Below are 12,831 nucleotides of genomic sequence, written 5' to 3'. Positions count from 1 at the left end.
TGTCATCCACCTGCCATCCGGCATCGGCTCAAGCTCTCGAGCCTGTCACTCCACTTACCTAAAGCACTTCCTTGGGTCATAACCGGGCTTACAGCAGGTCTCGCTCGCGCTAATTCTATGGCCCCGTCTAACCTGTTCTTGTGGGCGCAAAGCTCTTTGCATCGCTCTCGCCTTCGTCATTCTCATCGTCGTTCTGCGGCTTCGACCGACTGTTCAAAGCCGCGTCCAGGTGAATGCGTACGTGCTCCCAGGCTCCGTGTGCATAGTCGGGTTGGGTCGCTGCCCAATCTTGTGCCAGTCCGAATACACGCCGCACTGTCGCGGCGCAAGCACTCAGATCGTCGTCCGAGTCACGCTTCGCCGTCTCACGCAGCAACTCGGCCAGCCACGGCATCTCGGGCGCACACGAATCGGCATAGGCAACCACCGCTGCGCGGGCGTGGCGATCATTCGCCGGATCGAGTTCGATACGCTGCAGGCGCCGCCCGACCTTGCGCTTCTGCTCGTTCGCCCTGAACGGAATGCGCGTCGTGCCTGGTCTAAAAAACATCCAATCCCTCGATTAGCGGTGCAGCACCCGTCACGCTATTTTTTCCAGCGTGATGCATCCCGCATGTTTTTCGTGACGCCGTGCTCCCCGCCATACGTCCGAGTGTCAAATAATTATGGTCTGCGAGACAGTATAAGAACTGTCTCAATTTAAATCGTTTAAAGATTGTTAGATCGGTTTCCGGGTGTGTTCGGCCGCGCGCGTAAAAACGCGGCCTCGACGCGGCAATCCATTGAGGGCAGGCAGGTAGTCAGTATTTTGCGCAGTACCGGCCAGATTATCGTGTTACAGAATTTGTGCGGCCGGCGATTCGTCAGGCGGAATTTTGCTTTCGTAATTGGCGCGGATGCAGCGCGGGACCGTTCGACTATTCCGCTGCCCATTCAGCCAGAGTTGCCACCGTATTCATGTTGCGTGCGGTTCCGTTCGCGGCGGCCTGGATCTTCAGTTTTGAGTTTGCGATCCCGTTTGCATAGTGCACGTAGATCTCCCGGGTTCCGAGTGCGATCTCTTCCGTCTGCTGGCCGCTCACCTTGCTCAAGGTGTCCGCAGGCGGCGCTCCGTCGAGAAAGATGGCCACCGTCCGGTTCGGCGCGGCCGACTTGAAGGGGTTAGCGTCAAGCACCGCTGCCAGCTCTGCACCCGTTCGGACCAGCACGCCTACGGGCTTGCCGGCGTAGGCCTCGAGGGCACCTTCCAGCTTTGCCTTGACGGACTTTTCAGAGAGCTTGCTGACAAAGACGACGTTGCCGCTCGCGATGTATGTGCGCACCTTCGTAAAGCCGAGGGATTCGCACATGGCGCGTAGTTCCGCCATCGGAAGTTTGCCGGTGCCGCCGACATTCACGGCGCGCAAGAGAGCGATATAGGTCGTCATGTCGGCATTCTATTGCGTGTCGAGCGGTCGCGGTTTGTCCATGGCCGATCCCCTTACGCCTTACCGTTCACCCCGCTCGGGCGATTTCCGGCATGGGCGCGAACAGCGCGTCGAGATCGTCATCGGAGAATTTCACTGTCTCCGCCGCGTCCTCGGACAGAATGCTGTCGGCCAGCGCCGCCTTCTTCTCCTGCAACCGGACAATCTTCTCCTCGATACTGCCCGCCGCGATCAGCTTGTACACGAACACAGGCTTATCCTGTCCAAGACGATGGGCGCGATCCGTGGCCTGATTCTCGGCCGCCGGGTTCCACCACGGATCGTAGTGGATCACCGTGTCCGCCGCCGTGAGGTTCAAGCCGACGCCGCCTGCCTTCAGGCTGATCAGGAAGAGCGGCACCTCGCCGCGCTGAAAACGTTGCACCGGCGTGGCGCGATCGGTGGTGTCGCCGGTCAGGGTGACGTACGGGATCGCGGCCTTGTCGAGCGCCGCCGCAATCAGCTCCAGCATGCCGGTGAACTGCGAAAACAGCAGCACGCGCCGGCCTTCTTCGATCAACTCAGGCAGCATCGCCAGCAATAGCTCGAGCTTGGCCGACTCCTTGACGCGCGCCGCCTTCTCGAGTTTCACAAGACGTGGGTCGCAGCACACCTGACGCAATTTCAGCAGCGCATCGAGCACGATGATGTGGCTTCGGGCAAGTCCCTGCGAATTCACCGCCGCGCGCACTTTCGCCTGCATCGCCGTCCGGACGATTTCGTACAGATCACGCTGCGAGCCCTCCAGATCAACCGTACGCACAATCGTGGTCTTTTCCGGCAGCTCTTTCGCCACCTCGTCCTTGCGCCGGCGCAGCATGAACGGACGAATGCGCCGCGCCAGCAGCTCGCGCCGAACGCCATCGCCATTGCGCTCGATCGGATTGCGCCAGCGCTTGGTAAAGTCCTTCTGCGTGCCGAGAAAACCCGGCAACAGGAAGTCGAACTGCGACCACAATTCCCCGAGATGGTTTTCCAGCGGCGTGCCGGTGAGGCACAGACGGTGCCGTGCGCGCAGATCGCGAATCGCAGTCGCCGACTTGGTGGTGGCGTTCTTCACATACTGCGCCTCGTCGAGAATCAGCAGGTGGTACTCGTGCTCCGAGAGGACAGCGTGATCGCGCCATAGCAGGGCATAGGTCGTGAGAATCAGGTCGTGCTGGCCGATCAGTTCGAAGCGCTCCTTGCGCTGCGGCCCGTTCAGGACCAGCACCTTCAGATCCGGCGCAAAACGCTGCGCCTCTTCCCGCCAGTTATGGACCAGCGTAGTCGGCAAGACGATCAGCGCGGGACGGTCGAGCCGCCCTGCTTCCTTTTCCGCCAGCACGTGGGCGAGCGTCTGCACCGTTTTGCCGAGGCCCATGTCGTCGGCCAGAACGCCGGCCAGGTTGTGCTCGCGCAGGAACTGCATCCAGCTCAAGCCCTGATGCTGATACGGACGCAACTCGGCCCGCAGTCCGCGCGGCACCGGCACTTCCTGCACACCGCCGCCGGTCTGCAGACGCTGCGCCAACTGGCGGATCGACGCGTCGCCCTGGAACTGCCAGCGTCCCGTATCGGTCAGTGCGGCAAGACGTCCGGCATCAAGCTCAGGAATCCTGATATTCTCGTCACCCTTCCAGCTGCCCAGCCCATCGAACAGATCGACCAGCACCCGCACCACCGGCTTGAGCCGTCCCGCACGCAGACGCAAGCGTTCGGCGCGGTCGGTGGTCAGTTCGATGGCTTCGTCATCGTCGATCGTTTCGAGCGCCCCGCCGAGCCAGCGGCGGTCGCGCCGGAACAGTCCGGCCAGCAGCGGTTCGAGGCGCACGGTGCGATCACCCAGCGTGATGCCCATCTCGAGGTCGAACCAGCCGTCGCCGGTCCTGCGCGCGGTACCTTCGATTGCATCGATTTCGATCACGTGATGACGGAAGCCGGACGCCAACGTTACGCGCCATCCCGCGTTGCTGAGCGCCGGCAGGGTTTCGTCCACGAAGTCGGGCCACGCGTCGACGTCGGGTAACGCCAGTAGCGTCTCGGGCAGCGTGTGCCGCGCGTGGCCGCCGCTTGCCGGCACCACCTGCAGCCCCGCTTTACGCAGTTCGAGAAGACGCTTCTTTTCAGTGTCGTAGCGGCGCCGGATATGCAGCACGCTGCCGCCGGGCACCGGCACTAGCGTAGCGCTGCTCTCCGCCTTGATGCTGACGCCTTCGTAGTCGAAGCTGGCCGTTGCGAAGTCCAGCATCTGATTGCGCTGGAAGTGTTTGCCAAGGCCGAGCGCGGACATCGACAGACTGTTGAGGGCAAGCACCGGCACCGGCTCCACATCGATGACGCGGACTTTGGCCGTATCGAGCGCGGGCGGCAACGGCAGATCGGGTGCGACTTCGCGCAGCACTGCGGCCACCAGCGGCGCCTCGGCGAGCGAAATAGGCGGCATCGACAGGTAATCGGGCAGTTGCGGGAATGGCAACGACAGCTCGACGATGCCCGCCTCGCCCGCCTCGGCGTCGACGTACCAGACCGGCTCGGTGGCGAGCACCATCGCGGCCTGCGGCTCGGTGCGCAGCACCGGTCTCAGACGGTCGTCCGCCTGAGCTTCCCATTCGATGCGGCCCGCTCTTGCCGCGCCCCTCGAGAGCGGGCGCGGCGGATGCCGTGATGTGCCGTCGGCTGGGTTCGCGGGAAACAGACGCCCTGTCGCCACGAGCTTATGCAGGACGTCGCCGCCGTTCGAGCCACGCAAGATGAAATGCCCGTGGTTCTGACGCGAGTGGCCGAGCCATAAACTGCGCAAGATAACCAGGTCGTCGTCCGAAACGAATTTGGGCGCCTTGATCAAGGCTGCTTCGACATTGCTCCACGGTTCGTCGATCGAACGAATCACGCCTTCCGAATCGAGCCGTGCCTTGAAAAGCTGGATCTCGTGGCGCTGTTGATAACGCGACCAGCCGAGCTGATAGGCGAGCGCATGGGTCGGCTCAGCGCCTGGAGTGCGATGGCTCGGGGTGGTCTCGCTTTCGGCGCGTGCACGGAATGTCTCCATCCACCGGACCAGCTCGGGCCGCACGCCCGGCTGCGACTCGACCGCCCCTTCGAGCCCCGCGATCAGCAATGCGGCCATATGCTTGCACTGGTAGCCGACCGGGCACGAGCAGTCACCCTCGACCCACAACTCGTCGCCGATGTCATGAAACTGCACGTCCACGACGTACGGGTGCCGCTGCGTACCCTGCACTTCGCCGCTCAGGGTGTTGTTTTCCCAGTGCAGGTTCGACACTGCATCGACGTAGTCGCGCGCCTTCTCGACCGTTCTGGCTCCCAACCACTTCGTAACGTGTTCTCGATCGTAGAAAACTGACGACATCCGGGTGACCCATCCATGCGTGTTCAGGCGAGCGGCAGCGTCGAGGAAATGCCGGGGCAGCCTGACCCGGGCTGCGGATCCTCTGCTGTTCTGCGAGGCCCGCCGAGGGTTGGCGGGGGCCGCATTCGCCACTGCAAACCGACTATTTTACGCATGTGCCGGTCATCACCGTTGCGGATGTGTCAAGAAAACAAACACGCGTTTGAAGCGGGGTGCACCGCCACCGGATCGCTCAGGGCGCGACGCCCGCCGCAGCGTCCGCGGGCATGCCAACGCTCACCTCCAGATCCGCCGCGGCAAACAACTGGGTCAGCGCAGCAGACGGCGCCTGATCGGTAATCAGCAGATCGACCGCCTCGGGGCCGAACGCATGCACAAGCGCGGTGTGGCCGAATTTAGCGTGGTCAGCCACCACCACGCGCCGCTCGGCTTGCGCAAAAGCGACGAGCGAGTACGACACGTCGTCGGGCTGTGCGTCCATGAAGCGGCCTTGCGCGTCGATTGCCGTCACCGAGACGAACGCATAGCGCACGTGAAACTGGCGGATGAACGCCAGCGCGCTTTCGCCGAACGCGGCCGAGTCGTCGGCGCGCAGTTCGCCGCCCGCGATGAAAACCCGGTTGCCGTTGCGCGGCGCCAGCGTACGGGCAATTTCCGCGGAATTGGTCACGACGGTCAGCTGCGAGCGGGCGCACAGTGCCTGGGCGATATGGACACAGGTCGTGCCGCTATCGAGGATGAGCGAATCGCCGTCCTGCACCAGATCAGCTACACGCGCCGCGATTACCCGCTTAGCTTCGAGATTCTCTTGCATGCGGCGCTGGAACGGCGGTTCGTCGAGCCGCTCCGGCAGCATCACGCCGCCGTGCACCTTCAGCAACACGCCTTCGGCGATCAACGGTTTGATGTCGCGACGGATAGTCTCGTCGGACACGGCAAAAACTTCGGCCAGTTCGGTGACCGTGCAGGTGCGCTGGGTCTGCACGATGCGCAGGATTTCAGCTTGACGTTGGGTCGAAAACATACCGGAGGGCGGAAAGGTGCGGGTGGTGCCTAGTCTAGCAAAGGTGTCACGCCAGAGAAAGCAATTTCCACACATATCCAACCAAATCAACTTTCCCCGAAAAAATGAGCTTAAGCCTTTATATTTAATGAAATAGCGTGCTCTATCTAAATCACCTTGCGATGAATTTTCCGTGACTGTGTTGCGTTTTGAGGCGTTATGTTGCACTCTATGCCCACGAATTTCCACGCATATCCACATTCATCGCCCAGGACCTGAAAGATGTCTACACCTCTCCCCCAGCACGCCCGGGTTGTGATCGTCGGCGGCGGCATCGTCGGCTGCTCCGTGGCGTATCACCTGACGAAAATGGGTTGGACCGACGTGGTCCTGCTGGAACAGGGTCAACTGTCTTGCGGCACCACCTGGCACGCGGCGGGTCTCGTAGGCCAATTACGCGCCCAGGAAAGCATGACGAAGCTGATCCGCTATTCCACGGCCCTCTATGCCGAACTGGAAGCGGATACCGGCCTCGCCACCGGCTGGAAACAATGCGGCTCGCTATCCGTTGCGCGCACGGCGGAGCGGATGACGCAACTCAAGCGCACCGCGGCCGTCGCCCGCGCCTACGGCGTGACCTGCGATGTCATTAGCCCGCAGGAAGCCGGCGATCTGTGGCCGGTGATGCGCACCGACGACCTGCTCGGTGCAGTCTGGCTGCCCGGCGACGGCAAGGCCAACCCCACCGACCTCACGCAAGCTCTCGCCCGCGGCGCCCGCACACGTGGCGCGCGGATCGTCGAGAACACCCGCGTCACCGCGATCCATACACGGCAAACTCCGGGCGGCCGCGAAGTCAGCGGCCTTGCGTGGCGCAACAAGGACGGCGCCGAGGGCACCATCAACGCCGAGATCGTCGTCAACTGCGCGGGGCAATGGGCGAAGGCCGTCGGCCGGCTTTGCGATGTGACAGTGCCGCTGCACTCGGCCGAGCACTACTACATCGTCACCGAGCGGATTGCCGGCGTGCATCCCGACCTGCCCGTGATGCGCGACCCGGACGGCTTTATCTATTTCAAGGAAGAAGTGGGCGGCCTCGTGATGGGCGGCTTCGAGCCGAACGCGAAGCCGTGGGGCATGAACGGTATCCCCGAGAATTTCGAATTCCAGTTGCTGCCCGACGACTGGGATCAATTCGAAATCCTGATGGAAAACGCCCTGCAGCGCGTGCCGGCACTCGAGAGCGCCCAGGTCCGGCAGTTCTACAACGGCCCCGAGTCGTTCACGCCGGACAACAACTTCATCCTCGGCGAAGCGCCTGAACTGCGGCATTTTTTCGTGGGCGCGGGCTTCAATTCGATGGGAATCGCCTCGGCCGGCGGCGCGGGCATGGCGCTCGCCGAATGGATCGTCGCCGGCACGCCGACCATGGACCTGTGGCCGGTCGATATCCGCCGGTTTGCGCGTTTCAACGGCAACGATACCTGGCTGCACGACCGCGTGAAGGAAACGCTGGGTCTGCATTACGCGATGCCCTGGCCGAACCGCGAACTCGATACCGCGCGTCCGTTCCGGCGCTCGCCGCTCTACCCGATGTTGCGCGATCAGGGCGCAAGTTTCGGCAGCAAGATGGGTTGGGAGCGGCCAAACTTCTTCGCACCGAGCGTGGCAGAAGCGAAGATCGACTACGCCTTCGGTCAGCAAAACTGGCTGCCGTGGAGCGGCGCCGAACATCGTGCCTGCCGCGAAGGCGTGGCGTTGTTCGACATGACGTCGTTTTCGAAATTCCTCGTCAAGGGACGTGATGCGGAAGAAGTATTGCAAGGCATCGTCGCCAACGATGTTGCTGTGCCGCCTGGCACCACCGTCTATACCGGCATGCTCAACGAGCGCGGCGCATACGAGTCCGACTTCACGCTGACCCGCCTCGCTGCCGATCAATACCTGATCGTCACGGGCTCGGCGCAGACCACGCGGGATTTCGACTACATCGAGAAGTCGATCCCGCACGACAGGCACTGCACATTAGTGGATGTCACTGGGCAATACGCAGTGCTGGCGGTGATGGGTCCGCGCTCCCGCGAACTGCTGCAAAGCATCTCGAAGGCGGACTGGAGCAACGACGGATTCCCGTTCGGCCAGAGCCGCGAGGTGGACATCGGCTATGCCACTGTGCGCGCTACTCGGCTCACCTATGTGGGCGAACTCGGCTGGGAACTGTATGTGCCGGTCGAATTTGCGGCGGGCGTCTACGAGACGCTGCATACCGCAGGCAAACCGTTCGGCCTCCTCAACGCGGGCTATTACGCCATCGATTCGCTACGTATCGAGAAAGGCTATCGTGCCTGGGGACGTGAACTGACGCCGGATTCAAATCCGTTCGAAGCGGGCCTCTCGTTCGCCTGCAAACTGAACAAGCAGATTCCGTTCCGCGGCCGCGAGGCTCTGCTCAAGCTGCGCGACGAGCCTCTGCGCCGACGCATGGTCGTACTCACGGCCGACGGTGCCGCCGATCGCATGCTGTGGGGTGGCGAAGCGATCCTGCGCAACGGTGCGCCGGTCGGCTTCGTGAGCTCGGCGGCGTTCGGTCACACCTTGGGTTGTCCAGTGGCGATGGGGTATATCAACAACCCGGACGGCATTGCCGACGCCGCGTATCTGACGAGCGGGCGATACGAGATCGACGTGGCCGGCGATCTGTTGCCCGCCACGGTCCATCTTAAAGCACCGTACGATCCGCGATCGGAACGCGTCAAAAGCTGACCGTTCCGAACGGTACCGTGCTGGCTTGCGCCGCTCACGCCTGAACGATGTGAGCGACGTAGGCGGCGTGAGCCTGCGGTCTTTCAGGCCCGGCGAGCCCCGCGTGCCATGCTCGAAAACACGCCGTCGCGGCGAATCAGTCCATGAAACAACGCGGCCGCGAGGTGCCCTAGCACCGTTAGAAACAACGCGAGCGCCAGGTACGTATGCAAAGCCCGCAACACGGCGAACAGCGCTACGTCACGCGGCACAATTGCCGGCAGATGAACCCCGCCGAACAGCGTCACCGGATAGCCCTCAGCCGATAACATCGCCCACCCGATCAACGGCATCGCCAGCATCAGCGCGTAAAGCACAAGATGCGAGAGTCTGGCGACGACGCGCTGCGGCGCAGGCATGTCGTCCGGCAGTGGCGGGCTGCCACGCTTGAGCCGCGCACCAATGCGCAGCAACACCAGCAACAGGATCGCGATGCCGAGCGGCCGGTGAATCGCGATCAGCGTAGCGTGCGCATGCGACACCGTCGCGACCATGCCGATCCCGATAAACAGCATCGTGAGGATCAGCAGCGCCATGGTCCAGTGCAGCAGTCGCTGTAGCGGGCTGAAATGCGTGTGCGTCGGCGTCATGACGGATCTCCATTCGGCTGCGGATGGTGCAGGTTGGGATTGAGCGCTTCTTCGCGAGTGCGCCGGTTATACGAGACCGAATAGGCCGCCGAACGCGCGGCCAGCAGCGGATCGTCGGAGGTCTTGATGCCCGCGGGCAGCACGGTCGGATCGAAGTTGACGTCGCGGCATGGGCCGTCGTCCTGCGAGGTCTCGTGCTCGATCACGAGCGTGCCGGCATCGATCTGCTGACGCCCATCCGGCCACATCTGGGTGGCGTCGTCGGTTGGGTCGCCGGGCGCGGCCACCGTCACGATCAGATGCCAGCGCAGCGGGCCGTCCTGCAGATGCTGGGCGAGATCGGCGTCGAGGAAGTCCCCGGCGCTCTTCTGCGCGTCCGTAATCGGCGCAAACGGCGTCTCGGGCACCATCGCCCAGCGCACGGCACGCGCCTGGCCGTTGGCATCCACGAAACGGAATGCGTTCACGCTGTAGTACGACCCATTGGCAAAACTCGACGAGGGCGGATGGCTCTTGACCCATGCCTGAAACGGTTTGGTCTCCGGGTTCGCGGCGTTGAACGCCTTGAGTGCCGCTGGGTCTGGCTTGCCCGTGGCCGGATCCGGCCTGGCGGCAACCAGTTGCTGATAGAACTGCTCAGGCGTATGTACCGGGAACACGGGCACCGAATTCATCCCAGTGCGCCACTGCTCGCCATCGTGTTGCGTGAACATCAGCGCGAGACTGCGGATCGGCACACTGGTATCAGGCGCAGACGGATTGCCGCCCGGAATCGCAAAACGGCCGATCACCGGCGTCAACCCCGGCGCAAACACGCCAGCACTCGATAATGCGGACGCGTTACCGTTGCTGTCAAAATAGCCGGACACGCAGACACCCTTCGCATGGTTGCGGCGAAAACCCGGATGGCTGCCGTTGTCCGCTTCGAAGGCGTTGATGATGCGATGCGTGGTCAGGCGTTGAGGCGTGAGCCAGCCGGCCACATAGGCGAAACCGCCGGCCATGGCCAGCACGACGGCCCCGATCGCGGCGAGCCGGCATGGCACGCAAATGCGGCCGGGTGCGGGAAATGATGGATCTGTCACAAGGACTCCTTTGGGCTTTTCAAGCGGGTCTGCGTGACGGCGAACACACGTCTCCTGCGTTTATTCCTGAAACGAATGCATTCATGTGAGGGAATAAAGGCGCCTCCGTCGTGTTAGCGCAGTAACAGCAAACTACTGGCGCAACCCTTATGAAATCCGATGACTCGCGGCACGATCCGCCGCTCTCCGAAACCGATATTCAGGCTTATGCCGACGGCCTTCTCACGCCCGAACGTGCCGCCCACTTGCGCCAGTACCTTGGCAAGCGACCGGGCGAGGCGCGCCGGGTGGCCTTCTACGGCAAGCTGAACCAGCAGATCCAGGACGCGTTTCAGCCGGTCGACGAGCCCTCGCCTATTGCGGCGGCGACGACGGGCTTCATCCACACCGCCGCTGGCCGGTGGCTGACGCGGCGGCTGCAGATGATCCGGCTGCGTCCGCTGCGAGCCATGCTGGCGTTGGCGTTGGCGCTCGCGCTGGCGCTGGCTGTGGTGGCCACGAGCGGCTGGATGGCGGCTTCCCGGGTTTCGCAGGACGCATTGGACAATGCTGCCGTGATGGCATTGGCGCAGGCCGCCGGCGAGAATTTCGGCGCACAGGCGGCTCCGGCGGCCGGGGCCGTCGCGGTAGATCCCGCAGCGCCCAATCTCGTGCCGGTCGGTATGCACCTGGTGAGCCACCGGACACTGGATCTCGGTCCGCTCGCCCGGGCAACGGAATACGTCTATCTCAACGCCCAGGGCGAACCGATCGTGCTGCTGGTCGCGTCCACCCGGCCAGCCGCAGCTGCCCAGTCACAATGGAGCGCCCGGCGGGTTGGCACGCTTCGGCTGCTCAGCTGGACGGGCCGCCAGCAACGTTATGTGCTGGCCGGCGCCGCCAATGCACGCGGCCTGATGAGCGCCGCCGACCTGTTGACGATGAGGTAAGTCTTGTCTGAACAAAGAACTTGTTGCCGTACGTCATTCAGGCCGGGAATAAAATGTAAACAGGCGTGTTTGCACCTGTAACGCCGTGAGTCGCCTGAACCCATCCGTGCGGGCGACTGAAGTGGCACATTTCGCAGGAAAACGCCGGACCGTCCCCACCGTGCTCCTTCGCCTTCGCAGGCGCGGCGCGCAGGAAGCGGTTCGGCGGCACTCACTGGTAAGGGCAATGGACATCCGTGATGAGTTAATGGAGCACGTCCCGAGGTTGCGCCGCTACGCAAGGGCGCTGATCAACAATCGGGACCTGGCCGACGATCTGGTGCAGGACACGTTGGAGCGCGCATTAGGGCGCACGTCGATGTTTCAGGCCGGTACTGACCTGCGTGCGTGGCTATTTACAATCATGCACAACGTGTTTGCCAATCAGGCGCGCAAGGCTTCGGTGCGGGCCGTGCATATTTCGGTGGACGACGAAAGCGTCGCGGAAAGCGAATTCGCGGTCCCTGCGGACGCGACCCGCTCGCTTGAAATGCGCGATCTCGACTACGCGTTGCAGCGTTTGCCCGCCGAGCAGCGCGAAGTCGTGCTGCTGGTCGGTCTGGAAGAGATGAGTTACGCCGACGTGGCGCTTGCTTTGGATATCCCTATCGGCACGGTGATGTCGCGGCTCTCACGCGGACGTGAACGACTCAGGGCTTTGATGGCGGGTACACAGCCCGGTGCGAAATTACAGGTGGTGCGATGAACGAACAAGTGACTCCGATCGGCGAAGAAGACCTCCACGCATACGTGGACGGCACGCTATCCGACGAGCGCCGCGCCCAGGTGGAGCGCGCACTCGAGCAGAGCCCCGAACTGGCCGCGCGCGTCAGCGACTACTTTTCCCTGAACAACCTCTTTCATGACCGCTACGATCGCGTGCTGAGCGAGCCGGTGCCCAAGCGGCTGCAGCCGCCTGCGCCGAAGCGTCGCTGGCTGGATGCGGCGAACTGGCCGCAGTTTGCAGGCATGGCAGCGGCGTTGGTGCTGGGTGTCGGCATTGGCGTGGGCACGCAGATGGGCAAGGACGTGCCGGGCATGGCGGGTAACTCCACGAGCATGGGCGGCGGTTCTTCGGACACGCGTCCGGTCAGCGCGGATGCGTCGGATGGGCTCGCCCGTCAGGCGGCGGTGGCGCATGTGGTGTATATGCCCGCTGTGCAGGTGCCCGATAGCACGGGTACGGACCACGATCAGGATTTCGTGCAATGGCTGTCGAACAAGCTCGGTACGGATGTTCATGCGCCCCTGCTCAACAAGAGCGGGTTTGAGTTGAGCGGCGGCCGTATCTTGCCTGGCGCGGATGGCCCGGTTGCGCAGTTCATGTATCGCGGCCCCGGCGACGAGCGCGTGACGCTATGCATCTCACACCGCAAGGTCAATTCGAATACCACCGCGTTCAAGCTGTATCAGGATGGGCCGGTGAATGTGTTCTATTGGGTAGATGGGGATTATGGGTATGCGGTTTCGGGCGGGATTGATCGCAAGGTGTTGCTGCAGCTTTCGCATGATGTGTATGCGCAGTTGACGGCGAAGGGGGGGTGATGGGGGCGCGCGGCTTACCC

10 protein-coding genes are annotated in these 12,831 nt (G+C 63.1%); 4 read left to right on the top strand and 6 right to left on the bottom strand.

Translation table 11 applies throughout. The features are described from left to right. Window positions 1-127: 127 nt before the first annotated feature. From BUS06_RS32370 to BUS06_RS32355, 4 genes are all read right to left on the bottom strand, one after another. Window positions 128-550 carry a hypothetical protein gene (locus tag BUS06_RS32370; RefSeq protein ID WP_074268375.1) on the bottom strand — a complete coding sequence of 141 codons (423 nt, stop codon included), beginning with the start codon at window positions 548-550 and terminating at the stop codon, window positions 128-130. 367 nt (window positions 551-917) lie between these two features. Then, window positions 918-1,427, bottom strand: coding sequence for a DUF1697 domain-containing protein (locus BUS06_RS32365; protein ID WP_074268374.1), 510 nt, complete (start codon window positions 1,425-1,427; stop codon window positions 918-920). A gap of 67 nt (window positions 1,428-1,494) precedes the next feature. Beyond that, a complete protein-coding gene (locus BUS06_RS32360; protein WP_074268373.1) occupies window positions 1,495-4,818 on the bottom strand; it encodes a DEAD/DEAH box helicase in 3,324 nt (1,107 codons plus the stop codon). Window positions 4,819-5,050: 232 nt separating this feature from the next. Then, complete coding sequence (locus BUS06_RS32355; RefSeq protein ID WP_074268372.1) at window positions 5,051-5,842, bottom strand: DeoR/GlpR family DNA-binding transcription regulator; 792 nt, start codon at window positions 5,840-5,842, stop codon at window positions 5,051-5,053. Window positions 5,843-6,103: 261 nt separating this feature from the next. Here BUS06_RS32355 and BUS06_RS32350 point away from each other — a divergent pair, with 261 nt between their 5' ends. After that, window positions 6,104-8,584, top strand: a complete 2,481-nt coding sequence (locus tag BUS06_RS32350) for a GcvT family protein (protein ID WP_074268371.1) — start codon at window positions 6,104-6,106, stop codon at window positions 8,582-8,584. Between the two features lie 83 nt (window positions 8,585-8,667). Here BUS06_RS32350 and BUS06_RS32345 read toward each other — a convergent pair whose 3' ends face one another. Together BUS06_RS32345 and BUS06_RS32340 are read right to left on the bottom strand one after the other, a co-directional pair. After that, the gene (locus BUS06_RS32345; protein ID WP_074268370.1) at window positions 8,668-9,213 is read right to left on the bottom strand and encodes a cytochrome b; all 546 of its coding nucleotides are present in this window, start codon (window positions 9,211-9,213) and stop codon (window positions 8,668-8,670) included. Beyond that, on the bottom strand, window positions 9,210-10,298 hold the full coding sequence (locus BUS06_RS32340) for a catalase family peroxidase (RefSeq protein WP_074268369.1): 1,089 nt from the start codon (window positions 10,296-10,298) through the stop codon (window positions 9,210-9,212). The genes BUS06_RS32345 and BUS06_RS32340 overlap by 4 nt, the downstream gene beginning before the upstream one ends. A 149-nt stretch (window positions 10,299-10,447) precedes the next feature. On the opposite strand from BUS06_RS32340, the gene BUS06_RS32335 reads away from it, so the two are divergent. From BUS06_RS32335 to BUS06_RS32325, 3 genes are all read left to right on the top strand, one after another. Continuing rightward, window positions 10,448-11,227, top strand: coding sequence for an anti-sigma factor family protein (locus BUS06_RS32335; RefSeq protein WP_074268368.1), 780 nt, complete (start codon window positions 10,448-10,450; stop codon window positions 11,225-11,227). 226 nt (window positions 11,228-11,453) lie between these two features. Beyond that, the gene (locus tag BUS06_RS32330; protein WP_074268367.1) at window positions 11,454-11,972 is read left to right on the top strand and encodes an RNA polymerase sigma factor; all 519 of its coding nucleotides are present in this window, start codon (window positions 11,454-11,456) and stop codon (window positions 11,970-11,972) included. Then, window positions 11,969-12,811 carry an anti-sigma factor family protein gene (locus BUS06_RS32325; RefSeq protein ID WP_074268366.1) on the top strand — a complete coding sequence of 281 codons (843 nt, stop codon included), beginning with the start codon at window positions 11,969-11,971 and terminating at the stop codon, window positions 12,809-12,811. Before BUS06_RS32330 ends, BUS06_RS32325 begins: the two co-directional genes overlap by 4 nt. The last annotated feature ends 20 nt before the right edge of the window (window positions 12,812-12,831 follow it).

Origin of the sequence: Paraburkholderia phenazinium, from assembly GCF_900141745.1 — a bacterium.
GTDB lineage: Bacteria > Pseudomonadota > Gammaproteobacteria > Burkholderiales > Burkholderiaceae > Paraburkholderia > Paraburkholderia phenazinium_B.
Note: the sequence above shows the minus strand (reverse complement) of the source record. Positions and strands in the feature narration are given on the sequence as shown.